This is a genomic window from Pseudomonas sp. KK18 (assembly GCF_037094675.1).
Taxonomy (GTDB): domain Bacteria; phylum Pseudomonadota; class Gammaproteobacteria; order Pseudomonadales; family Pseudomonadaceae; genus Aquipseudomonas.
The window spans coordinates 6,669,521-6,693,481 of record NZ_CP146605.1 but is presented as its reverse complement, the minus strand read 5'-3'; the positions used below and the strand labels follow the sequence as shown (position 1 = coordinate 6,693,481).

The window sequence follows — 23,961 nt, the reverse complement described above, 5'->3', positions numbered from 1 at the left end:
AGCCTCGCCTGAGGCCATCACCCGCTTTGTGTGAGGAGATACCGCGATGACGTCGTTCAACTCCGGGGCTCAACCCCAGAACCGTGCGCCTCAATCCATCGGCTTTTTGCTGCTGGACAATTTCACGCTGATTTCCCTGGCCTCCGCAGTCGAACCCCTGCGCATGGCCAACCAACTCTCCGGCCGCGAGCTGTATCGCTGGACGACGTTGAGTGTGGACGGAAACCAGGTGTGGGCCAGCGACGGTCTGCAAATCACCCCCGATGCTTCCATGCACAAAGCTCCGGCCCTGGACACCGTGATCGTCTGTGGCGGCGTGGGTATCCAGCGCACCGTGACCCGTGAACATGTGTCGTGGCTGCAAAGCCAGGCGCGCCAATCCCGTCGCCTTGGCGCGGTGTGCACCGGCAGCTGGGCCCTGGCCTGCGCCGGCCTGCTGGACGGTTTTGATTGCAGCGTGCACTGGGAATGCCTGGCGTCGATGCAGGAAGCCTTTCCCCGCGTGGCCATGAGCACCCGCCTGTTCACCCTCGACCGCAACCGCTTCACCAGCTCCGGCGGCACCGCGCCGCTGGACATGATGCTGCACCTGATCAGCCGTGACCACGGCCGTGAGTTGTCGGCGGCGATCTCCGAGATGTTTGTGTACGAGCGCATCCGCAACGAACAGGATCACCAGCGTGTGCCGCTCAAGCACATGCTTGGCACCAACCAGCCGAAGTTGCAGGAAATCGTCGCGCTGATGGAGGCCAACCTGGAAGAGCCGATCGACCTCGATGAACTGGCGGTGTACGTAGCGGTTTCCCGGCGTCAACTGGAGCGGTTGTTCCAGAAATACCTGCACTGTTCGCCGTCGCGCTACTACCTCAAGTTGCGCCTGATCCGTGCGCGGCAGTTGCTCAAGCAAACGCCGATGTCGATCATCGAAGTGGCGTCGGTGTGCGGGTTTGTCTCCACGCCGCACTTCTCCAAGTGCTACCGCGAATACTTCGGCATTCCGCCGCGGGATGAGCGTGTGGGTTCCAACACCACGCAGCAGGTGGCGATGATGCCGATTCCGCAGGCGCTGGTGTTGTCACCGTTGTCCGGGCCGTTGTCGGCGTTGAGCCAGGCCAGGAATGAGTCGACTTTCGCGAGTGTAAGGCTTTAGACCGAGTCGCCTGCATTCGCGAGCAAGCCCGCTCCCACACTTGACCGCGTTTTTTCAGTAGGAACGCGGTCGAATGTGGGAGCGGGCTTGCTCGCGAATGCGGTATATCAGGCGCCAGAGTTCTGCCGAAATTGCACCAGCGCCGGCAACAACTGCTTGTCGATCGCCTGCCTCACCGCCGGCAAGATCGTCGCGCTGCCGGTGTACATCTGCTCAACCATACCCTTGAGCGCCTTGGCCCGCGCCGCGCTCAAGCCGCGCACCGCACACTCGCAAGCCTGCTCGGCGGTAGCGCCGCTGGACACCTCGAAACCCAACGACCGCAGCTGGCCCAGCAGGTCATCCTGGTCAATCAAATCCGCGTGCATCATGACGTTAATCCTTGTTAGGGGAGCGGGGGATTGAAGTCGATTCTGGTAGGCCATCACCGAGTCGGCAAGGCCTGAATGCATGAATGTCCGGCACACCTATGAACAGGTCGTTTTCGGCTAACTCGCAAGGCAGGGGAGTGTGCACACTGACACCAAGCAAGCAGCTTGAAGGTTTGGTCACCCTCGGGATGCGCCGCTCACACAAAGCACTCTGCCCCGATCCTGTCACGGCTGGATCGGGGCTTTTTTTGAGCTGAAATTTGAGGTGAAGCTGCTGGCCCCTTCGCGAGCAAGCCCGCTCCCACAGTTGACCGCGTTTTTTCAGGAGGAACTCGGTCAAATGTGGGAGCGGGCTTGCTCGCGAAGGGCGCGCCTCGGTCTACCGCTGCAACACCAATATCCGCGACAACAACTCATCGCGGTCGATATAGCAGCCCTGGAAATGCCGCGCGCCGGACGCCGGATCAAACGCATTGCGCGCATGCAGGGTCCGGCGATTATCAAAGCACCACAGCTCGCCCGGATTCAGACGTTTGACCAGTCGAAAACGCTCCTCCCGGGTCATCGCAATAAACCGGCGATAGGCGCGATAGAGCAACGGCATCTGCTCTGCAGGCGCCTCAAACGGCCCGCGCAGAAAGTTGGCCATGCGAATCTCGACGACTTCACCCAAGGCATCCAGAGCGATGATCGGCGCCAGCCGGCGATAGTCGCTGTGACGGTCCTTGTTGCGAAACTCCACCGGAATCTCGCACAACGCGCGAAAGGCTTCCGGATCTTCGTCCCGCAGCGCCCGGGCAATCGCAAAACCGTCGACAAAAATACTCTCGCCCCCGTCGGCGTCGTTCACCAGGCAATGCAAGAACTGCAGCCCGGGTTGCAGCTCCCGCGTCGGCAAATCACTGTGCAGCGGCAGGTTGAATGCCGTGTAGGCGTTGCTGTCGGCATCGGCCTTGGACTGCACGTTGAACAGCACGCCGAAGTTGCTCTCGCGGATGAACGAAATGCGCTTGGCGATCAGCGCCAGCGAGCCAGGTTCGGTGGGCACGCCACGCACTTGCGTAAGGCCGCTGTCACGCAAAGCCAGCAGCCATTGCAGCAGGGCTTTCGGGTCTTCCATCAGCGCTGCGTAGTCGAATACGGGCAGCTCGAACCTGTGGTCCCACAGCCGGGATTTCGGCTTGGCCGCCCGGCGTTCGGCGCGGGACTCATCGTCGTAGGCGTGCGCCCGCAACCATCCGGGATCGTATTGGCTGCGATGCCCGCCACTCCATTCCACTGTCAGCAGACCCTGGTCGATACGTGCACTGAGGGCCGTGAGGTGTTCGTCCACATCGACGATTTCCAGCACCTGTTCACGGGTCACGCTGTAGACGCAAACAGGGCACGGGCAGTTGTCCCGCAGCCACTGATGATGAAACGGGCTGACCCGACCATCGGCCCATCGCACACTGAGGTGATCGCCGTGCATCTGCACATCGGCCAGGTCACTGATCAGTGGGTAAGTACGGAAGTCGGCAACAGCGGCGGCGGTTTGCATGGCGATTCCTTATTTTTGGGGTGGCAGTCCAATCACGCGGCCGAGCAGGGCGGGCTTCGGCAGGTCGGTTTGTTCGGCGCTGATGCTGGCAAGCCTGCCCAGCACCGCTTCGCTGAACGGCGCGGAATGCGGCCCGGCGAGGTCGACGTGGAGCAGCATCTGTTCGTTGCCCGCCAGCTCCTTTTCGTCGCCCACCAGGTGCAGGCTGTGATAGAGGTGCAGGCGCTTGCGGTCGTGGGCGATGAGTTGGGTGTGCACCTCGACGGCGGCGCCCAGTTTCACTTCGTGCAGGTAGTTGAGGTGCAACTCCAGGGTGAACAGCGAGTGGCCGCTGGCTTCGCGGTTTTCGCTGTCCAGGCCCAGGGTGTCCATCAGCGCATCAGTGGCGTAGCTGAAGATCAGCAGGTAGAACGCATCGCGCAGGTGGCCGTTGTAGTCGACCCACTCGGGGAGGATTTTGGTGGTGTAGGTGGTGAGTGCGGGCATGGTTCGGTTCCCGGTAGGTACGTGATCGTTCCCACGCTCTGCGTGGGAACGCCTCCTGTGACGCTCTGCGTCACGCGTTGGGACGCAGAGCGTCCTGGGCTGCATTCCCACGCAGAGCGTGGGAACGATCTTTACAGGGCTTATTCGGCGAAGGTCATACCGTGTTTTTCCTTGGTGGTCTTCACCGCCTCCAGCACCGCCAGCAGGCAATCATCACGATAGCGCTCCAGCGCCGAAATGCTGTGTTTGCCCAACTGATCGCTGGTGCCGTCCACCACGTCGTCAATCAATTTGTCGGTCAATTCCGGCGCCGGCAGATAGGTCCACGGCAGCTGCAAGGCCGGGCCGAACTGCGCCATGAAATGCCGCATCCCGGCATCACCGCCCGCCAGCGTATAGGTCAGGAACGTGCCCATGAACGACCAGCGCAAACCGGCGCCAAAGCGAATCGCATCATCGATCTCGCCGGTGGTTGCCACACCATCGTTCACCAGGTGCAAGGCCTCACGCCACAGGGCTTCCAGCAGCCGGTCAGCGATAAAACCGGGCACTTCCTTACGCACATGCAAAGGGCGCATGCCGAGGGATTCGTACACCTTGATTGCTGCCTGAATCGCTTCCGGCGCAGTGTTTTTGCCGCCTACCACTTCCACCAGCGGCAACAGGTAAACCGGGTTGAACGGATGCCCCACCACGCAACGTTCCGGGTGCGTGGAGCCTTCATAAAACTCGCTCGGCAACAACCCCGAAGTACTCGAACCAATCAACGCGTTCGGCTTGGCCGCCGCGCTGATTTTGCTGTGTAACTCCAGCTTCAATTCCAGGCGTTCCGGGGCGCTTTCCTGGATGAAGTCGGCGTCTTTCACGCACTCTTCAATGGTGGCCACAAAGCGCAGGCGATCTTGCGAGGCGCCGGGTGCAAGGCCTTGTTTCTCGAGTGCGCCCCAGGCATTCGCGACACGTTTGCGCAGGGCCGCTTCGGCGCCGGGCGCCGGGTCCCAGGCCACCACATCCAGGCCGTGAGCCAGTGCGCGGGATACCCAGCCGCTGCCGATAACACCGCTGCCCAGCGCGGCGAAGGTTTTGATTTCAGTGATAAAGCTCATGGCAAATTCCTAAAGAGTTCGGTGATTCTGTGTGAGAGCCAAGATCAAAATGTGGGAGCGGGCTTGCTCGCGAAAGCGGTCTGTCAGTTGATGCATTCGGTGGCTGATCCACCGCTTTCGCGAGCAAGCCCGCTCCCACATTTGATTCGGTTCCTGCAGGGCGTCGTGCAGTGTGTTTTAGCCGCGCTTGGTCAGGCCCATCTTCACGCGGCCTTCGGCCGGGGTCATGACCCGCGCACCCAGGCGGCTGAGGATCTCGCTGGCGCGTTCCACCAACTGGCCGTTGGTCGCCAGCACGCCCTTGTCCAGCCACAGGTTGTCTTCCAGGCCGACCCGCACGTTGCCGCCCAGCAGCACCGCTTGCGCCGCCATCGGCATCTGCATGCGACCAATGCCGAAGCCGGCCCACACTGCGTCAGCCGGCAGGTTGTCGACCATGGCTTTCATGGTGGTGGTGTCGGCCGGCGCGCCCCACGGGATGCCCAGGCACAGCTGGAACAACGGGTTGTCGAGCAAGCCTTCCTTGATCATCTGCTTGGCGAACCACAGGTGACCGGTGTCGAAAATCTCCAGCTCGGCTTTAACGCCCAGCTCTTGAATACGTTTGGCGCCAGCCCGCAGCTGGGCCGGGGTGGAGACGTAAATGGTGTCGCCATCGCCAAAGTTCAGGGTGCCGCAGTCCAGGGTGCAGATTTCCGGCAGCAGCTCTTCCACGTGGGCCAGGCGGGTCAGCGGGCCCACCAGGTCGGTGTTGGGCCCGAACTCCATGGGGTTCTCGCCGCCACCGATTTCCAGGTCGCCACCCATGCCGGCGGTGAGGTTGACGATGATGTCGACGTCCGCCTCGCGGATGCGCTCCATCACTTCGCGGTACAGCGCCACGTCGCGGCTGAACTTGCCGGTCTCGGGGTCACGTACGTGGCAATGCACCACGGTGGCACCGGCCTTGGCTGCTTCCACCGCCGCGGCAGCGATTTGTTTGGGAGTGACCGGCACGTGAGGGCTTCTGGCGGTCGTGTCGCCAGCACCGGTGAGTGCGCAGGTGATGATGACGTCGTGGTTCATGAGGCAGGTTCCTTACAGGCGTGATTTTCAGGCGTAGTCATACCGTTCGCAGCCGGGAGCGGCTGCGAAACGGTGATTCAAGACAGGTTATTTGCTGGTCAATTGCAGGTTGGCTGCGGCGGGTTTGCCGTCGAAGGTGGTCACGCCTTCCAGCCAGCGCTGCTGGTCTTGCGGGTGATCCTTGAGCCATTGCCTGGCCGACTCGAAAGCGTCCTTGTGATCCAGCAGCGGCTGCATCATTCGGCTCTCGTCGGCGGCGGTGAAGGTCAGGTTGCTGAGCAACTTGTGCACGTTGGGGCATTGCTCGGCGTAGGTCGGCGAGGTGACGGACCACACGGTGGCCATGCCTTCGTTCGGGCCCAGCGCGTCATCACTGCCGGTGAGGTAAGTCATCGCCACGTTGACGTTCATCGGGTGCGGCGCCCAGCCGAAGAACACCACGGCCTCCTTGCGGCGCACGGCGCGGTCGACGGCGGCGAGCATGCCGGCCTCGCTGGATTCCACCAGTTGGAACTTGCCCAGGCCAAACTGATTCTTGGCGATCATCGCCTTGATCTGGGTGTTGGCGCCCGAGCCTGGTTCAATGCCGTAGATCTTGCCGCCCAGTTCTTTTTCAAACCTGGCGATGTCGGCGAAGGTCTTCAGGCCCTTGTCGGCCAGGTAAGTCGGCACCGCCAGGGTCGCGCGGGCGTCTTCCAGGGACGGCTTGTCGAGCACCTTGACCTGCTTGGCCTCGACAAACGGGGTGATGGTCTGGGTCATCAGCGGGTTCCAGTAGCCCAGGAACATGTCCAGGCGCTGGTCGCGAATACCGGCAAAGATGATTTGCTGGGACGCGCTGGTCTGTTTGGTCTTGTAGCCGAGGCCGTCGAGCAACACTTGAGTCATGGCACTGGTGGCGATTACGTCGGTCCAGTTCACCACGCCCATGCGCACGTTCTGGCAAGAAGCCGCATCGGCTGCCATGACGTTGGTGCTCAAAATGGCGCTGGCGCTGAGTGCGAGCACACAGCGGCTGATCAGTCGGTTCATGGTGGTTCCCTCGGCAGGTTGTTATTGTGGGTTCCGGCGTCTTTGTGCACCGTGCAGCCAAGTTACGCAGCTTGGTCCCCGACAAAACGCACGGCGGCGACCAGCTCTTGCACTGCAGCGACCTGCCCCCTTGAATGACCGATTGAACTGGCGTATCACAGTGACCACGCTGTCCGTCCTACGAGAGCGCTCCATGTCCCAGGATTTCTACTTTCTGCTGATGCCGGGCTTCTCCGCCATCGGCTTTATCTCCGCGATCGAACCTTTACGTGTCGCCAATCGTTTTCGCGGCGAGCTGTACCGCTGGCACGTCTTGAGCGCCGACGGCGGCGCGGTGCTGGCGAGCAATGGCATGTCGGTCAACGCCGACGCCGCACTGGAACCGCTGAAGAAAGGCTCGACCTTACTGGTGGTGGCCGGCTTCGAACCGCTGAAGTTCGCCACGCCCGCACTGGAACACTGGCTGCGTCGCCTTGACCACGACGGCGTGACCCTGGGCGCCATCGACACCGGCGCCTGCGTACTCGCCGAAGCCGGCCTGCTCGACGGCCACCGCCTGACCCTGCACTGGGAAGCCATCGACGCCTTCAAGGAATCTTATCCACAGCTGACGGTAACCCAGGAGCTGTTCGAGATCGACCGCCGGCGCATCACCTCGGCGGGCGGCACCGCCTCCATCGACCTGATGCTCGACCTGATCAGCCAGGCCCACGGGCCCGAGTTGGCGATCCAGGTGTCCGAGCAATTCGTGCTCGGCCGCATCCGCCCGCGCAAAGACCACCAACGCATGCAGATCGCCACGCGCTACGGCATCAACAACAAGAAGTTGGTGCAGGTGATTGGGGAGATGGAACAGCACACGGAACCGCCGTTGAGCACACTGGCGCTGGCGGAGGCGATCAAGGTCACGCGGCGGCAGTTGGAGCGCTTGTTTCGGCTGCACCTGAACGACACACCGAGCAACTTCTACCTGGGTTTGCGCCTGGAAAAGGCTCGGCAGTTGTTGCGCCAGAGCGACCTGAGCGTGCTGGAGGTGAGCATCGCCTGCGGGTTTGAATCGCCGTCGTATTTCACCCGCAGCTACCGGGCAAGGTTTGCCAAGTGCCCAAGGGAAGATCGGCGCCGGGAAGCGGTATGAACACCGCTCTTGAGAACAATGCAGATCAAATGTGGGAGCGGGCTTGCTCGCGAAAGCGGTGGATCAGTCGGTACATGTATTGACTGACACACCGCATTCGCGAGCAAGCCCGCTCCCACAGGAGATTTGTGGTGTGGCTTATTTCTTCAGCAGGGCTGAACACGCGGCCTTGTAAGCCTCATGCTGATACTTGTTCAGCGTCGCCGGCAGGGCAAAGTCGTGTTTCTTGTTCTGCGCATTGATGGTCTGCGGCGACAGCAGCGTCACTTCAACGCCCTCCAGCAACTGAAACACACCTTCAATCTTGAACGTAGTCGGGCCACCGGCGAATTCGCCTTTCTTGCTGCGCTTCTTGATGGCGATGCGGCTGATGCCGTTTTCCCGCACAAACGCGCTGACCTGAGCGGCGAAGGCCTTGACGTTGGCCGCCTCATCATCGTCTTCAAGGGCGATTTTCTTGGTGGCCAGAGCGACGTGGCCCAATGCCTGACCGTCGAGCGAGGCGACAGCAATAATGGCTTCGCTGCCTTTGATTTCGATGCCGCAGATTGTCATGAATAGCCTTGATTCTGAGTAGAGAGTGGAGGGGATTGTCGCTTATTCCTGCCCAATCGACTCCAAAAACTCCGACCGTTCATCACTCATCCGCGCCAGACAATCATTCTGCTGGATTGCATATTCCTTGCTTCCCGCCACTGCCGGGAAGGTATCTACAGCGCAATCCGCATCACGTAACTTTTCCCACTTCTGCTGGGCATCCTTCAGACGAGCGGTAATGTCCGCCAGCTGCGTCTTGTTGCTGCCATAGGTCGAACCCATGCGTTCCAGCAAGCCCTGGTAGTTATCCTTGAGCAGTTGTTCGGCGGTGGTTTTGTTGTAGGTGGCGCATTCCAGGGTTTGCTTGTCGTTCTCGATGCCATCGCAGGGCGTGCTGTCGGTGTCTTCAGCAGCGTGTACGCCGGTTGCGATGAGTGCCAAAGCCAGGAAAATCGATTTCATTGCGCCGTCTCATATCAGTTGATGAGCAAATTCTGGCTCAAGCGTAAGACAAAGAACAGACACCCGTCAGAGATGTCATGTTGGCCTTTGTCGCGGATTGACGCTTTCGGCAATTCCCTTGTCGTTTTTGCACCCGGCTCCTTCTGCCCCGGGGCATATGCTGGCCCCAAAGCGCCGGCAGACGATTCGGCGCATGAATCGCCAATAAGGGGACGCCTGATGAGCCCAGCCGAATTGCACGCCGACAGCATCGTTATCGACGGGCTGATCATTGCCAAGTGGAACCGCGACCTGTTCGAAGACATGCGCAAGGGTGGCCTCACCGCTGCCAACTGCACCGTGTCGGTATGGGAAGGGTTCCAGGCCACCATTAACAACATCGTGGCCAGCCAGACCCTGATTCGCGAAAACAGCGACCTGGTGATCCCGGTGAAAACCACCGCCGATATCCGTCGCGCCAAGGAACAGGGCAAGACCGGCATCATCTTCGGCTTCCAGAACGCCCACGCGTTTGAAGACCAGCTCGGCTACGTCGAGATCTTCAAGCAGCTCGGGGTTGGCGTGGTGCAGATGTGCTACAACACCCAGAACCTGGTGGGCACCGGCTGCTATGAGCGCGATGGCGGCCTGTCGGGCTTCGGTCGCGAGGTCGTCGCCGAGATGAACCGCGTCGGCATCATGTGCGACCTGTCACACGTGGGCTCCAAGACTTCCGAAGAAGTCATCCTCGAATCGAAAAAGCCGGTGTGCTACTCCCACTGCCTGCCTTCAGGCCTCAAAGAGCACCCGCGCAACAAGTCCGATGAAGAGCTGAAGTTCATCGCCGACCACGGTGGGTTTGTCGGCGTGACCATGTTCGCGCCGTTCCTGGCCAAGGGCATCGACTCGACCATCGACGACTACGCCGAAGCCATCGAGTACACCATGAACATCGTGGGCGAAGACGCCATCGGCATCGGCACCGACTTCACCCAGGGCCATGGCCAGGATTTCTTCGAAATGCTGACCCACGACAAGGGCTACGCCCGCCGCCTGACCAGCTTCGGCAAGATCATCAACCCGCTGGGCATCCGCACCGTGGGCGAGTTCCCGAACCTCACCGAGACCCTGCTCAAGCGCGGCCATCCCGAGCGCGTGGTGCGCAAGATCATGGGCGAAAACTGGGTCAACGTCCTGAAGGACGTCTGGGGCGAATAAGCCACCACTCACGCCTCTTTTCCCCCAACCTTATGCGTTGGGGGCTTACCAAAGCATTTTCCGGAGTTAAGTTTCCATGGCCAAGATCGCCCCTCAATTGCCTATCGAAGTCGACAGCGAAACCGGTGTCTGGACCTCCGACGCCCTGCCGATGCTGTACGTGCCGCGCCATTTCTTCGTCAACAACCACATGGGGATCGAAGACGTTCTGGGCAGCGAGGCCTACGCCGAGATCCTCTACAAGGCCGGCTACAAATCCGCCTGGCACTGGTGCGAAAAAGAAGCTGAATGCCACGGCCTGGAAGGCGTCGCAGTGTTCGAGCACTACATGAAGCGCCTGTCGCAGCGCGGCTGGGGCCTGTTCAAGATCCAGGACATCGACCTCGATAAAGGCACCGCCAGCGTCAAGCTCGAGCACTCGGCGTTTGTCTACGTGTACGGCAAGGTCGGGCGCAAGGTCGACTACATGTTCACCGGCTGGTTTGCCGGCGCGATGGACCAGATTCTCGAAGCCCGCGGCAGCAAGATCCGCACCGTTGCGGAACAGGTATACGGCGGCTCCGAAGAGGGCCACGACGACGGCCTGTTCACCGTCAAGCCGTTGTAAGTCGAGGACCCTGCCATGGCTTTCGAAGCAATGTTTGCGCCGATCCAGATCGGCAAACTGACCATCCGCAACCGCGTGCTCAGTACCGCCCACGCTGAGGTGTATGCCACCGACGGCGGCATGACCACCGACCGCTATGTGAAGTACTACGAAGAGAAAGCCAAGGGCGGGATCGGCCTGGCGATCTGCGGCGGTTCTTCCAGTGTCGCCATCGACAGCCCGCAAGGCTGGTGGAAGTCGGTGAACCTGGCGGATGACCGGATCATCCCGCACTTCCAGAACCTGGCCGACGCCATGCACAAGCATGGCGCCAAGATCATGATCCAGATTACCCACATGGGCCGTCGCTCGCGCTGGGACGGCGAGCATTGGCCCACGCTGCTGTCGCCCTCGGGCATCCGCGAGCCGGTGCACCGCGCCACCTGCAAGACCATCGAGCCTGAAGAAATCTGGCGGGTGATCGGCAACTACGCCACCGCTGCGGCGCGCGCCAAGGCCGGTGGCCTGGACGGTGTGGAACTGTCGGCGGTGCACCAGCACATGATCGACCAGTTCTGGAGCCCTCGGGTCAACAAACGTACTGACGAATGGGGCGGCAGCTTCGAAAACCGCATGCGTTTCGGCCTTGAGGTGTTGAAGGCGGTGCGCAAGGAAGTCGGCCCGGATTTCTGCGTCGGCATCCGTTTGTGCGGCGACGAATTCCACCCGGACGGCCTGTCCCACGAGGACATGAAACAGATCGCCAAGTACTACGACGACACCGGCATGCTCGACTTCATCGGCGTGGTCGGCTCGGGGTGCGACACCCACAACACCCTGGCCAACGTTATCCCGAACATGAGTTATCCACCGGAGCCGTTCCTGCACCTGGCGGCCGGCATCAAGGAAGTGGTCAAGGCCCCGGTGCTGCACGCGCAGAACATCAAGGACCCGAACCAGGCTACGCGCATCCTGGAAGGCGGCTACGTGGACATGGTCGGCATGACCCGCGCCCACATCGCCGACCCGCACCTGATCGCCAAGATCAAGATGGGCCAGATCGACCAGATCAAACAGTGCGTCGGCGCCAACTACTGCATCGACCGCCAGTACCAGGGCCTGGACGTGCTGTGCATCCAGAACGCCGCCACTTCCCGTGAATACATGGGCGTGCCGCACATCATCGAGAAATCCACCGGGCCAAAACGCAAAGTCGTGGTGGTGGGTGCCGGCCCGGCCGGGATGGAAGCGGCGCGGGTGGCTGCCGAACGTGGCCACGACGTGACGCTGTTCGAGAAGAAAGAATTTATCGGCGGGCAAATCACCACTGCATCGAAAGCCCCGCAGCGTGACCAGATTGCCGGGATCACCCGCTGGTTCCAGCTGGAACTGGCGCGCCTGAACGTCGACCTGCGCCTGGGCGTGGCGGCGGACGCGGCAACCATCCTCGACCTGCGCCCGGACGTGGTGGTGCTGGCGGTGGGCGGTCATCCGTTCCTGGAGCAAAACGAACACTGGGGCGCGGCTGAAGGCCTGGTGGTCAGCAGCTGGGACGTGCTCGACGGCAAGGTTCTACCTGGCAAGAACGTGCTGGTGTACGACACCATCTGCGAGTTCACCGGCATGTCGGTGGCCGACTTCCTCGCGGACAAGGGCAGCCAGGTCGAGATCGTCACCGACGACATCAAGCCGGGCGTGGCCGTGGGCGGTACGTCGTTCCCGACGTACTACCGCAGCATGTACCCCAAGGAAGTGATCATGACCGGCGACATGATGCTGGAAAAGGTCTACCGCGAAGGCGACAAGCTAGTGGCGGTGCTGGAGAACGAATACACCGGGGCCAGGGAAGAGCGGGTGGTGGACCAGGTGGTGGTCGAGAACGGCGTGCGTCCGGACGAAGAGCTCTACTACGGGCTCAAGGCAGGCTCGCGCAACAAGGGCCAGATGGACATCGAGGCCCTGTTCGCGATCAAGCCGCAGCCGTGCCTGAGCGAGCCGGGCGAGGGGTACTTGCTGTTCCGCATTGGTGACTGCGTGGCCCAGCGTAATACCCACGCGGCCATCTATGACGCCCTGCGCCTGTGCAAGGATTTCTGACGAGGTGTACTCGGTCAAATGTGGGAGCGGGCTTGCTCGCGAAAGCGGTGTGTCAGCCACTGGATGCATCGACTGACACGCTGCCTTCGCGAGCAAGCCCGCTCCCACATTTCGGGCCAGTTTCACAGTAGACCTGTGTGGTCTTCGGGAGCTTCACCATGTTGAACACCCTTCTTCCCATCCTGCTCTTCGCCGCCCTGGGCCTTGCCGTCCTCGGCGCGCTGCGCCGGGTGAACATGTGGCGCCGCGGCCGGTCCTCCAAGGTCGACTTGCTCGGCGGCCTGTTGGCCATGCCCAAGCGCTACATGGTCGACCTGCACCATGTGGTCGCCCGCGACAAATACATCGCCAACACCCACGTCGCCACCGCCCTGGGCTTTGTGCTCTCGGCGCTGCTGGCGATCCTGGTGCACGGTTTCGGCCTGCATAACCGCATCCTCGGCTACGCCTTGCTGTTGGCTTCGGTGCTGATGTTTGTCGGCGCCACCTTCGTCTACCTGCGCCGTCGCAACCCGCCTGCACGCCTGTCGAAAGGCCCGTGGATGCGCCTGCCGAAAAGCCTGATGGCGTTCTCGGTGAGCTTCTTCCTGGTGACCTTGCCGGTGGCCGGGATTCTGCCGGCGGACTTCGGCGGCTGGCTGCTCGCCGCGCTGCTGAGCCTGGGCGTGTTGTGGGGCGTGTCGGAAATGTTCTTCGGCATGACCTGGGGCGGCCCGATGAAACACGCCTTCGCCGGTGCCCTGCACCTGGCCTGGCACCGCCGCGCCGAACGCTTCGGCGGCGGCCGTTCCACCGGTTTGAAACCCCTGGACCTCGCGGATAAAAGCGCGCCCCTGGGCGTGGAAAAACCGGTGGATTTCACCTGGAACCAACTGCTCGGCTTCGACGCCTGCGTGCAGTGCGGCAAGTGCGAAGCCGCGTGCCCGGCGTTCGCCGCCGGCCAGCCACTGAACCCGAAAAAACTTATCCAGGACATGGTCGTCGGCCTGGCCGGTGGCACCGACGCCAAGTTCGCCGGCAGCCCGTATCCGGGCAAAGCCATCGGCGAACACAGCGGCAACCCGCACCAGCCAATCGTCAATGGCCTGGTGGACGCCGAGACCCTGTGGTCGTGCACCACCTGCCGCGCCTGCGTGGAAGAGTGCCCGATGATGATCGAGCACGTGGACGCCATCGTCGACATGCGCCGCCACCTCACCCTGGAAAAAGGCGCGACCCCGAACAAGGGCGCCGAAGTCCTGGAAAACCTGATCGCCACCGACAACCCGGGCGGCTTCGCACCGGGCGGGCGGATGAACTGGGCGGCGGATTTGAACCTGCCCTTGCTCAGCGACAGGAAAACCGTCGACGTGCTGTTCTGGGTCGGCGACGGTGCCTTCGACATGCGCAACCAGCGCACCCTGCGCTCGTTCGTCAAAGTGCTGAAAGCCGCCAAGGTCGACTTCGCCGTACTGGGCCTTGAAGAGCGCGACAGCGGCGACGTGGCCCGGCGCCTGGGCGATGAAGCGACTTTCCAACTGCTGGCCGCACGCAATATCCAGACCCTGGCCAAGTACAGCTTCAAGCGCATCGTCACCTGCGACCCCCACAGTTTCCACGTGCTGAAAAACGAATACGGCGCCTTCGGCGGCAACTACCTCGTGCAGCACCACAGCACCTACATGGCCGAGCTGATCGACGCCGGCGCCCTGAACCTGGGCCAGCACAAAGGCAACAGCGTGACCTATCACGACCCGTGCTACCTGGGCCGCTACAACGGTGAGTACGAGGCACCGCGCCAAGTGCTGCGGGCGCTGGGGATCGAGGTCAAGGAAATGCAGCGCTCCGGTTTCCGCTCGCGCTGCTGCGGTGGCGGTGGCGGGGCGCCGATCACCGATATTCCCGGCAAGCAGCGGATTCCCGACATGCGCATGGAAGACATCCGCGAGACCGGCGCCGAACTGGTGGCCGTGGGTTGTCCACAGTGCACGGCGATGCTGGAAGGCGTGGTCGAACCGCGTCCCTTGATCAAGGACATTGCCGAACTGGTAGCTGACGCGTTGCTTGAAGACGCGGCACCGGCCAAGGCGCCGAAACGCGAACCTGCGGAGGTGCATTGATGAGCGACATTATCCGCCGCGACCCACGGGCCGAATGGATCGCCCGTAACCGCCTGCACCCGCTGCACGCGGCGATGCAGCCGGTGCAACACAGCTGGATGGGGCCCAATGGGGTGATCCGCAAGAACGTGCACGGTGTCGGTTTTATCGGCCCCAACGGCATCAAGCGTATTGACCGCAGCGGCGCCCAGCAGGGCGGCGCGGCCAAGCGTACGGCAGCGGTGGAAGTGCAGTTGCCGCTGCATCAGGTACCGGCGCCCGCTTTCTACATCAACGTGGTGCCGGACATGGTCGGCGGCCGCCTGAGCAGCCACGACCGCGACTTGCTGGGCCTGGCCCGGCAACTGGCCGGCGACGACGGTGCGGTATTGGCCGTGGTGTTCGGCGAACACAAGGAAAACGCCTTCGCCACCGCCGGTGTGGATCGGCTGCTGGTGTTGGACGGGCATGAATTCGACGGTTATTCACCGGAGCAACGCGTCCAGGGCCTGCGGGCTGTGGATAACCAGTTCAACCCGCGCCACTGGTTGCTGCCGGACAGCCGCAGCGGCGGTGGTGAATTGGGGCGGCGCTTTGCCGCCAGCCTCAAGGAGCGCCCGGCCACGCGGGTCTGGCAGATCAAGGGCCAGGAATGTATTGGCCGTGCAGGCGCGGGTCAGGAGGATCTTGCCCGCCCACTGCCACGGATGATCCTGGCTGCGGCGGAGTGCGCCGATCCCGTCAGCGAAACCCGTCACGAAGTGCTGCCGGTGGAGTTATCCACAAGCCTGGCCCGCAGCCTTGCGCGTATCGAAGATTTGGGTGCGGTGGCCGTGGACCCGGCGGCGATTCCCATGGCCGAAGCCGAGTTTATTTTCTCCGGTGGCAACGGGGTCAAGGACTGGGCGCTGTTCCACCAGACTGCTGCCGCGTTGGGCGCCACCGAAGGTGCTTCGCGGGTGGCGGTGGACGACGGCTTCATGGCGCGCGATCGCCAGGTGGGCGCCAGCGGCACATGGGTCACTGCACGGGTTTACGTGGCGGTGGGGATTTCCGGGGCGATCCAGCACCTTCAAGGCATTGGTGCCTGCGACAAGGTGGTGGCGATCAACCTCGACTCGGGCTGCGACATGATCAAGCGTGCCGACCTGTCGGTGATCGGCGAAAGCGCCGCGATACTGCAAGCCTTGATTGTTGCGGTCGAGGCCTACCGCCACGGCGCCAAGCGCGATGCGGCTTAAGGAAATGGCCATGACGACGAATGTAATCAGCCTGGTGTCCATCGGTGCCCACCCGACTTCCGGCCGTCCACGCCGGGCCGAGCAAGACGCGCGCGCAGTGGAACTGGGCCTGCAACTGGCTGGGGATAACCTGCAAGTGCTGCACGCCGGCGACATCGGCGAACCCACCCTGCGCGCTTACCTGGGCATGGGCTTGCCGCAGTTGCACGTGCTTGAACAACCGGCCGGGGCAGACGCCTTGCCGGTGCTCGGCGACTATCTGCGGGACGCGGGTGCCCAGGTGGTGCTCACCGGCAGCCAGGCGGAAACCGGCGAAGGCTCGGGCATGTTGCCGTTCCTGCTGGCCGAGCAACTGGGTTGGCCGTTGATTGTCGGCCTGGCCCAGGTGGAATCCATCGAAGGCGGTGTGGCCCATGTGCTGCAGGCCTTGCCTCGCGGCCAACGGCGGCGGCTGAAGGTGCGCCTGCCGTTTATGGCCACGGTGGATAACGCCGCGCCCAAGCCACGGCAAAGCGCCTACGGCCCGGCGCAACGCGGTGAGCTGACGGCCCATGACGTCGAGGTGTTGGAGGATGAGTTATTCACAGGCGCTGTATTGCAGCCGGCCAAGCCTCGGCCCAAGCGCCTCAAGGTGATCAAGGCCAAAAGCGGTGCCGACCGGATGAAGGCCGCTACGGCCAAGGCCAGCGGCGGCGGTGGGCAGGTGCTCAAGGGCGTGAGTCCGGAGGCGGGCGCTGAAGCCATTCTTAAATTGCTTATAGAAGAAGGTGTAGTGCGCTGATCCACTGTGGGAGCGGGCTTGCTCGCGAAGGCGGTGTGTCAGGTAACTCATGTACCGACTGATCCGCCGCTTTCGCGAGCAAGCCCGCTCCCACACTGTTTTGCGGCGATTGTGCCTTTACCCACAATCCCTGTTAACCCACCTGTGGATAACCTGTTCGCGGCTGTCCACACCCCATGCAAATCAAGCCCTCCAGCTCGCTGTACGAAAAATAACCAACCTAACTGACGGTTTTTCCTTGGGTTTTTCTGTGGATAAGGAAAATACCCGGCGCAGACTTGCCCCCAAAGTCTGTTGGTGCTTCTGTGGATAAGATGTTCGCTATCCGCTGTAGGCCATATAAAACGTGGCTTACAGTGTGATGGTTAAAATATAACCAATATCGCCGTTCCAACTGAGTTTTGCTCTCAAAGCCGCGATTTTGCTCGGTTTAAGCCGGTTTTCCACAGATGGTCCAAAGTTGCCCCCAAAGTCTGTTGGCGCTTCTGTGGATAAGGTGTTTGCGTTCCTCTGTAGCCCATGCAGGACGTGGATTTCAGGCTTTAGGTCAAAAAATGATCAATGTGGGATAAAACCGGTACCTTTGAATAAGTCACGGATTTTCTTGGTTTTATTTCGACGGGAAAGCGCAGTTGCCCACAATTGCTGTGGGTGGCTTTGTGGATAAGTTGTTGGGCAATGGCTGGAAGTAAGGCGGGCAGCGGTCTGTCACGGTGTTGGATGAATTTTGTACAGTCACAAACCAGTGTGGGGGCCGGGCAAGCCCGGCTCCCACATTTTGATCGGCGGCGTGTCAGCCGGTTACTCGTGTACGGCGACGCCTTTCAGATACGGCGCTGGCGCCGCCCCCAGGTTGCTCAGCATCCGCTCGCTGTACCAGTCCACAAAGTTCACCACGCCAAACTCATAGGTCTTGGAGTACGGACCTGGCTGATACGCGGTGGAGTTGATGCCGCGCTGGTTCTCTTCGGCCAGGCGACGGTCCTGGTCATTGGTGGCGTCCCACACTTTGCGCATGCGCTCGACGTCGTAGTCCACACCCTCCACGGCGTCCTTGTGCACGATCCACTTGGTGGTGACCATGGTTTCCTGGGCACTGATCGGCCACACGGTGAACACAATGATGTGGTCGCCCATGCAGTGGTTCCACGAGTGAGGCAGGTGCAGGATGCGCATCGAGCCCAGGTCCGGGTTCTTGATGCGGCCCATCAGCTTGTTGCAGCCTTGCTTGCCGTCGAGGGTCATCGACACGGTGCCCTTGAGCAGCGGCATGCGCACGATGCGGTTACGCAGGCCGAAGCTGGCGTGGGCGTAAGGGATCTTTTCGGCATCCCAGGCGGCGGCGGAGGCGGCCACGTGGTCCTTGAAGGCCTGGTCGGCCCGCGGGTCGGTGACGTCGTCCCATTCCAGCAGGGTTTTCAACAGTTCCGGGTGCGACGCGTTGCAGTGGTAGCACTCGCGGTTGTTTTCCAGCACCAGCTTCCAGTTGGCTTTTTCAAACAAGGTGGTCTGGATCGCCACCTTGGTGTTCTCCATGTCGTAGGGTTCCATGTAGTGGCTCAAGGTCGACAGGAAGTCGTCGATGGCCGGCGGGTTCTCCGACAGGCTGATAAAGATGTAGCCACCGGCGGTCTTCACATTCACCGGCTTGAGGCCGTATTGCTTCATGTCGAAGTCGGCGCCCATTTCGGTACCGGCGAACAGCAGGCGGCCGTCCAGTTCATACGTCCACTGGTGGTAATGGCACACCAGCTTGGCGACCTTGCCCTTGTCGCTGGTGCACAGGCGCGAACCGCGGTGGCGGCACACGTTATGGAATGCGTGCACCACACCATCGGCGCCACGGATCACGATGATCGGGTTCTTGCCCACTTGCAGGGTGATGTAGTTGCCCTTGGCGGGGATCTCGCAGGTCATGCCGGCGATCAACCACTCTTTCTGGAAAATTTCCTGCATGTCGATATCGAACAGCCGTTCATCAGAGTAAAACGGCTGCGGCAGCGAAAAGGTCCGCTCGCGTTCTTGCAGCATTTGCGCAGTGGCCTTGCGTGCGGGTTCCAGCGGATCGCCCAAGCTTAAGGTTGCGGTGACGTCCATCGTGTGTGTCCTCATGGCCATTCTGTGTGGCCGGCGAATAGTGGCTAGGTTTTGCAGCAAGGCGTAAAGAAAGCGTCTTTGTTGGGAGCGAGTGTGGGCCCCACAACGGCCAGAACCTTATCCATGAACGACATGGCCCACTCTGTTCCCGACGCGCAACCCCCGTGGTATGGGGGCTGGTCGCGATAAGTATGTGAATGTCGCAGATAGGTAAATGGGTGATTCGCGCGTTACGCAGAATCGCCACCATAAGGCCGATCACACGGCTATGGAGAACAGCATGTCCAACAGCTTCCTGAACCCGGTAACAACCCAGACCTGGGCCAATGGTCGGCACATCGTCCGTTGCGTCAAAGTCATCCAGGAAACCTGGGACGTGCGCACCTTCTGCTTTATGGCCGACCAGCCGATCCTGTTCTTTTTCAAGCCCGGGCAGTTCGTCACCCTGGAGCTGGAAATCGACGGCCAGCCGATCATGCGTTCGTACACTATTTCCAGTTCGCCGTCGGTGCCTTACAGCTTTTCGGTGACCATCAAGCGCGTGCCGGGCGGCAAGGTATCCAACTGGTTGCATGACACGCTGCACGAAGGCCAGGAGCTGGCGGTGCACGGGCCGGTGGGGCTGTTCAATGCCATCGACTTCCCGAGCCCGAAAGTGCTGTACCTCAGTGGTGGTGTCGGTATTACCCCGGTGATGTCCATGGCGCGCTGGTTCTACGACACCAACGCCAACGTCGACATGACGTTTATCCACAGCGCCCGCTCGCCAAAGGACATCATTTACCACCGCGAGCTGGAGCATATGGCGTCGCGGATTGATAACTTCAGCCTGCACCTGATTTGCGAGAAACACGGCCTGGGTGAACCCTGGGCCGGTTATCGCGGTTACCTCAACCACAAGATGCTCGAACTGATGGTGCCGGACTTCCTGGAGCGGGAAGTCTTCTGTTGCGGCCCGACGCCTTACATGAACGCGGTAAAGCGCCTGCTGGAAGCCGCCGGCTTCGACATGGCGCGTTATCACGAAGAATCCTTCGGCGCGACGCCACCGGAAGCCCGGGCCGACGCGGTGGAGCAAGCCGAACAAGCGGCGGATGCGCCGGAAATCGACCTGGCGGACCTGCATCAGGTGGAATTCATTGCCTCTGGCAAGAGCATCCGCGTGGCACCGGGCGAAACCGTTCACGCAGCGGCAGCCAAGCTTGGCCTGCTGATTCCGAAAGCTTGCGGCATGGGGATCTGTGGGACGTGCAAGGTGCTGAAGCTGGGCGGGGAGGTCGAGATGGACCACAACGGCGGGATCACCGAGGAAGACGAAGCCGAGGGTTACATCCTGTCGTGCTGCAGCGTGCCGAAGGGTGATGTGCGCATCGAGTTCTAATGATCGTTCCCACGCTCCGCGTCGGAATGCCTCCTTGGACGCTCCGCTGTGTGACGCGGAGCGTCACGGGCTGCATTCCCACGCAGAGCGTGGGAACGATCAGGCCCAGCGCTGAATCTCGATCAGGCCGTCCGGTCCTGCATAGTTACGGACGTTGGAATACCGCCAGCTCGGCCAAGTCCACACAACCCCGCTTCACAGGAATCGATCGTTCCCACGCTCCGCGTGGGAATGCCTCCTTGGACGCTCTGCGTCCCGCTGTGTGACGCGGAGCGTCACGGGCTGCATTCCCACGCAGAGCGTGGGAACGATCAGGCCCAGCGCTGAATTTCAATCAGGCCATCCTGTCCTGCATAGTTGCGGGCGCTGGAATACCGCCAGTGCTCGGCCAAGTCCACACAACCCCGCTTCACAGGAATCGATCGTTCCCACGCTCCGCGTGGGAATGCCTCCTTGGACGCTCCGCGTCCCGTCCCGCTGTGTGACGCGGAGCGTCACGGGCTGCGTTCCCACGCAGAGCGTGGGAACGATCAGGCCCAGCGCTGAATTTCAATCAGGCCATCCTGTCCTGCATAGTTGCGGGCGCTGGAATACCGCCAGTGCTCGGCCAAGTCCACATAACCACGCTTCACAGGGTTGTGGTGAATGTAATCAAGCTTTTGGCGCATCACCGCTTCGCTGTACACCAACTCGGCGTGTGACCCCTCTTGCCATAGCTGATAAATCCGGTCCGTTTTATGCGCCCGTTTGCTGAAACGCAAACGCTGCAACACTCGCTCCGCTCCTCGTTTCTGCAGGTCGTCAATGATGGTTCGAGCGGTGAAGGATTTGAACTGGCTGACACATTTACCCAGGTCAGGTGCTTGAGCGACGAAGTGCAGATGGTTTTCGAGAACGACGTAGCCGTAGAGATTGAAATGTTCGTGGGTTTGTTGATATCGCCAGCAACTCAATAGGTGGCCGACAAGGTAGTCGCGGGTAAATAGCGGTGTCCATTCCATGACGGTGCATGTCAGGAAGTGTGGTTTTTCAGGTTCGGTAATGGTGTAGCGGCTTCTGCCCATCAATTCGTCCTTGAACCGTGGTGTGGCCTGGACGCGGAGCGTCCGGGGAGGCGTTCCCACGCAGAGCGTGGGAACGATCAGTTAGAGGTTATTGGGCATAGATATGCACGACGAAGTGCTGGCCGGATGCTGTCAGTTCATAGACCTTGTCAGTGATCCGCAATGTCCTCGTCGGTTCGCTGATGGTGTCACCGATTTTCGCGGATTTTCTGAATTCGTCCCAGTCGATGACGGTGGTGCTGATAGTGCCTTCGCCTAGCAAGTTGTTTCCGTAGCGTTGCGCTTCCATGGTATTGCCCTCTGCTGGATTTCCGTTTCCGGCCGATTATTCGGCTGGCGGTTAGTCCCGAAAGGCGGCCTTTTCCTTTCGGGTTCCAAGAGGCTAGTCAATGAAAGCTGAGTTGGTTGCTGTCAGAAATATCAAAAAACAGTCTCGGCCTTTCGCCATTATCTGAGGGGCTGATGCCTACTTCAGGCGCTCATTACTTCCCGAATATCTGCGGCTAATTCTCTTACGCGCTCTTCCTCGGTATCCCACGCGCACATGAACCGCGCGCCGCCTTTACCGATGAAGGTGTAGAAGCGCCAGCCCTTGGCCGTCAGCGCGGCAATTGCCGGTTCCGACAGTTGCAGGAACACGCCGTTGGCCTGTACCGGGAACATCAACTCCACACCCGGAATATCCGCCACCAGGTTGCTGAGCAATTGTGCACAGTGGTTGGCGTGGCGGGCGTGTTTGAGCCAGGCGTCGTTTTCCAGCAGGCCCACCCACGGGGCGGAGAGGAAGCGCATCTTTGAGGCAAGCTGCCCGGCTTGTTTGCAGCGGTAGTCGAAGTCTTCGGCCAGCTTGTGGTTGAAGAACAGGATCGCTTCACCCACGGCCATGCCGTTCTTGGTGCCACCAAAGCACAGCACGTCGACCCCGGCTTTCCAAGTCAGGTCGGCCGGCGAGCAGCCGAGGAATGCGCAGGCGTTGGAGAAGCGTGCGCCGTCCATGTGCAGGTTCAACCCCAGTTCCTTGCAGGTGACGCTGATGGCGCGGATTTCTTCCGGGGTGTAGACGCTGCCGACTTCGGTGGCCTGGGTCAGGGTCACGACGCGGGGTTTCGGGTAGTGAATGTCCTGGCGCTTGAGGGCGATCTCGCGGATCGACTCCGGGGTCAGCTTGCCGTTTTCGGTGCGGGCGGTGAGCAGCTTGGAGCCGTTGGAGAAAAACTCCGGCGCGCCGCATTCGTCGGTTTCGACGTGGGCGGTTTCCGAGCAGATCACGCTATGGTAGCTCTGGCACAAGGAGGACAGCGCCAGGGAGTTGGCTGCGGTACCGTTGAAGGCGAAGAACACTTCGCAGTCGGTTTCGAACAGTCTGCGGAAACCGTCGGCGGCGCGGTGGGTCCATTCATCATCGCCATAGGCGCGTTGATGGCCCTGGTTGGCGAGTTCCATGGCGGCCCAGGCTTCCGGGCAGATGCCGGAATAGTTGTCGCTGGCGAATTGTTGGCTCTTGTCGGTCATGGCCCAGTCCTGTGGTCGATGTTGGTGCGCACTTTACCCAAGATTGTCGGGCGGGCGCACGCACTGTTAATGCAAAGTCATTGGGGAATTATGCACGGTTCTGAAAGCGTTCCTGTAAGCCGCGTCCGCGATGGCGCCCTGGACCTGCTCAAGTGGCTGGCGCTGCTGAGTATGGTGCTGGACCACCTGCGGTATGTCGGTTTGAGCCTGGACGGGCTGTATGTGCCGGGGCGCCTGGCGTTCCCGTGGTTTTGCCTGGCGATCGCGGCGAATTTGCATCGGGTCAAGGACGCGCCGGTGGCGGGGCAGTGGCGCTATCTGGGCTGGTTGCTGCTGTTCAGTGTGATCAGTGAGGTGCCGTACCGGATGTTCATCGACGACGCCGACACGCTGAACGTACTGCCGACCCTGGCGCTGGGTTTGCTGGTTGCCCGGGGATGGCAGCAGAAGACGGTTATTGATCGAGGATTGGCGTTGATCGCGCTGGTTTTGGCGGGGTTGTTTTCGGCTCAGTTGATGTTCGGGTTTTTTGGTGTGCTGCTGCCGTTGGCGATGCTGCTGGTGTTTCGCCGGCCGTGGTACTTCAGCGTGCTGCCGGGTGTGGTGTGCCTGGCTGCCAACCAATGGCAGATCCTGCTCAATAGCGGCACGCTGGTGGCGATGCTGGGATTGGCGACATGCCTGATTGCGCCGCTGGCCGGATTGGTCTTGTTGCGACATGCCGGGCAGGTATCGCCACCGGCCATGCGGCGCTGGGCGTATGCGCTTTATCCGGCGCATTTCCTGCTGCTGCTACTGGTCCGCAAGATCATCGCCTAACCCCTGTGGGAGCGGGCTTGCTCGCGAAAGCGGTGTGTCAGGCTGCACCTATATTGGCTGGCCCACCGCATTCGCGAGCAAGCCCGCTCCCACATTTGTTCTGTGTTGCTCCGGCCATGTCGTAAACGCACCTTTGCGTGGCGTCCATAGGCATTTGACCTCTCTGCGCCAGCCCTACCATCGCATCAAAGGGCCCCTCCGTCGTGCGGCGGCCCCAACAA

At 61.3% G+C, this 23,961-nt stretch carries 22 protein-coding genes and 2 pseudogenes; 10 read left to right on the top strand and 14 right to left on the bottom strand.

Annotation, left to right across the window (positions count from 1 at the left end; translation table 11 throughout):
• Positions 1-46: 46 nt before the first annotated feature.
• Entirely contained in the window at positions 47-1,150 is a 1,104-nt protein-coding gene (locus tag V6607_RS30485) for a GlxA family transcriptional regulator (RefSeq protein WP_003216915.1), read from the top strand.
• Between the two features lie 107 nt (positions 1,151-1,257).
• On the opposite strand, the gene V6607_RS30480 is transcribed toward V6607_RS30485, so the two are convergent.
• From V6607_RS30480 to V6607_RS30455, 6 genes are all read right to left on the bottom strand, one after another.
• Positions 1,258-1,521 (bottom strand): hypothetical protein, encoded by a 264-nt coding sequence (locus V6607_RS30480; RefSeq protein ID WP_003216918.1) that lies wholly within the window; start codon positions 1,519-1,521, stop codon positions 1,258-1,260.
• Positions 1,522-1,900: 379 nt separating this feature from the next.
• Positions 1,901-3,061: a gamma-butyrobetaine dioxygenase gene (locus V6607_RS30475; RefSeq protein ID WP_134327443.1), complete on the bottom strand. Its 1,161-nt coding sequence runs from the start codon at positions 3,059-3,061 to the stop codon at positions 1,901-1,903.
• A gap of 9 nt (positions 3,062-3,070) precedes the next feature.
• Positions 3,071-3,547, bottom strand: coding sequence for a thioesterase family protein (locus V6607_RS30470; RefSeq protein WP_102370068.1), 477 nt, complete (start codon positions 3,545-3,547; stop codon positions 3,071-3,073).
• A gap of 140 nt (positions 3,548-3,687) precedes the next feature.
• Positions 3,688-4,653 carry an L-carnitine dehydrogenase gene (locus V6607_RS30465; protein WP_017476440.1) on the bottom strand — a complete coding sequence of 322 codons (966 nt, stop codon included), beginning with the start codon at positions 4,651-4,653 and terminating at the stop codon, positions 3,688-3,690.
• Between the two features lie 177 nt (positions 4,654-4,830).
• Positions 4,831-5,718: a 3-keto-5-aminohexanoate cleavage protein gene (locus V6607_RS30460; protein ID WP_003216924.1), complete on the bottom strand. Its 888-nt coding sequence runs from the start codon at positions 5,716-5,718 to the stop codon at positions 4,831-4,833.
• A gap of 87 nt (positions 5,719-5,805) precedes the next feature.
• A complete protein-coding gene (locus V6607_RS30455) occupies positions 5,806-6,750 on the bottom strand; it encodes a choline ABC transporter substrate-binding protein (RefSeq protein WP_008430636.1) in 945 nt (314 codons plus the stop codon).
• Between the two features lie 193 nt (positions 6,751-6,943).
• On the opposite strand from V6607_RS30455, the gene V6607_RS30450 reads away from it, so the two are divergent.
• Complete coding sequence (locus V6607_RS30450) at positions 6,944-7,888, top strand: GlxA family transcriptional regulator (RefSeq protein ID WP_003216927.1); 945 nt, start codon at positions 6,944-6,946, stop codon at positions 7,886-7,888.
• 138 nt (positions 7,889-8,026) lie between these two features.
• Here V6607_RS30450 and V6607_RS30445 read toward each other — a convergent pair whose 3' ends face one another.
• Positions 8,027-8,443, bottom strand: coding sequence for a DUF3010 family protein (locus V6607_RS30445; protein ID WP_102604375.1), 417 nt, complete (start codon positions 8,441-8,443; stop codon positions 8,027-8,029).
• A 42-nt stretch (positions 8,444-8,485) separates the two neighbouring features.
• Positions 8,486-8,887 (bottom strand): lysozyme inhibitor LprI family protein, encoded by a 402-nt coding sequence (locus tag V6607_RS30440; RefSeq protein WP_076017818.1) that lies wholly within the window; start codon positions 8,885-8,887, stop codon positions 8,486-8,488.
• Positions 8,888-9,106: 219 nt separating this feature from the next.
• Here V6607_RS30440 and V6607_RS30435 point away from each other — a divergent pair, with 219 nt between their 5' ends.
• The 6 genes from V6607_RS30435 (at position 9,107) to V6607_RS30410 (ending at position 16,867) form a co-directional block, all read left to right on the top strand.
• Entirely contained in the window at positions 9,107-10,084 is a 978-nt protein-coding gene (locus V6607_RS30435; RefSeq protein WP_003216932.1) for a dipeptidase, read from the top strand.
• 76 nt (positions 10,085-10,160) lie between these two features.
• Positions 10,161-10,691 carry a DUF5943 domain-containing protein gene (locus tag V6607_RS30430; RefSeq protein ID WP_134327442.1) on the top strand — a complete coding sequence of 177 codons (531 nt, stop codon included), beginning with the start codon at positions 10,161-10,163 and terminating at the stop codon, positions 10,689-10,691.
• A 15-nt stretch (positions 10,692-10,706) separates the two neighbouring features.
• Complete coding sequence (dgcA, locus tag V6607_RS30425) at positions 10,707-12,767, top strand: dimethylglycine demethylation protein DgcA (RefSeq protein ID WP_087694764.1); 2,061 nt, start codon at positions 10,707-10,709, stop codon at positions 12,765-12,767.
• Positions 12,768-12,925: 158 nt separating this feature from the next.
• Complete coding sequence (gene dgcB / locus V6607_RS30420; RefSeq protein ID WP_134327441.1) at positions 12,926-14,866, top strand: dimethylglycine demethylation protein DgcB; 1,941 nt, start codon at positions 12,926-12,928, stop codon at positions 14,864-14,866.
• Complete coding sequence (locus tag V6607_RS30415; protein WP_134327440.1) at positions 14,866-16,086, top strand: electron transfer flavoprotein subunit alpha/FixB family protein; 1,221 nt, start codon at positions 14,866-14,868, stop codon at positions 16,084-16,086. Before dgcB ends, V6607_RS30415 begins: the two co-directional genes overlap by 1 nt.
• Before the next feature lie 10 nt (positions 16,087-16,096).
• The gene (locus V6607_RS30410; RefSeq protein ID WP_102370063.1) at positions 16,097-16,867 is read left to right on the top strand and encodes an electron transfer flavoprotein subunit beta; all 771 of its coding nucleotides are present in this window, start codon (positions 16,097-16,099) and stop codon (positions 16,865-16,867) included.
• Positions 16,868-17,668: 801 nt separating this feature from the next.
• Here V6607_RS30410 and gbcA read toward each other — a convergent pair.
• Positions 17,669-18,964: a glycine-betaine demethylase subunit GbcA gene (gene gbcA, locus V6607_RS30405; RefSeq protein ID WP_003216945.1), complete on the bottom strand. Its 1,296-nt coding sequence runs from the start codon at positions 18,962-18,964 to the stop codon at positions 17,669-17,671.
• A gap of 280 nt (positions 18,965-19,244) precedes the next feature.
• Between gbcA and gbcB the strand changes: the two genes are divergently transcribed.
• Entirely contained in the window at positions 19,245-20,345 is a 1,101-nt protein-coding gene (gene gbcB / locus V6607_RS30400) for a glycine-betaine demethylase subunit GbcB (RefSeq protein WP_003216947.1), read from the top strand.
• Between the two features lie 99 nt (positions 20,346-20,444).
• On the opposite strand, the pseudogene V6607_RS30395 reads toward gbcB, so the two are convergent.
• The 5 genes and pseudogenes from V6607_RS30395 to V6607_RS30375 form a co-directional block, all read right to left on the bottom strand.
• A pseudogene (locus tag V6607_RS30395) lies at positions 20,445-20,547 on the bottom strand (transposase); the annotation flags it as partial.
• Between the two features lie 109 nt (positions 20,548-20,656).
• Positions 20,657-20,761 (bottom strand): annotated as a pseudogene (locus V6607_RS30390) (transposase); the annotation flags it as partial.
• A gap of 114 nt (positions 20,762-20,875) precedes the next feature.
• A complete protein-coding gene (locus tag V6607_RS30385; protein WP_008434329.1) occupies positions 20,876-21,409 on the bottom strand; it encodes a hypothetical protein in 534 nt (177 codons plus the stop codon).
• 88 nt (positions 21,410-21,497) lie between these two features.
• A complete protein-coding gene (locus V6607_RS30380) occupies positions 21,498-21,698 on the bottom strand; it encodes a hypothetical protein (protein ID WP_003209176.1) in 201 nt (66 codons plus the stop codon).
• A gap of 182 nt (positions 21,699-21,880) precedes the next feature.
• Positions 21,881-22,921, bottom strand: coding sequence for a low specificity L-threonine aldolase (locus V6607_RS30375; RefSeq protein WP_003209178.1), 1,041 nt, complete (start codon positions 22,919-22,921; stop codon positions 21,881-21,883).
• A 90-nt stretch (positions 22,922-23,011) separates the two neighbouring features.
• Between V6607_RS30375 and V6607_RS30370 the strand changes: the two genes are divergently transcribed.
• Positions 23,012-23,740: a TraX family protein gene (locus tag V6607_RS30370; RefSeq protein ID WP_338742609.1), complete on the top strand. Its 729-nt coding sequence runs from the start codon at positions 23,012-23,014 to the stop codon at positions 23,738-23,740.
• Positions 23,741-23,961: the final 221 nt, after the last annotated feature.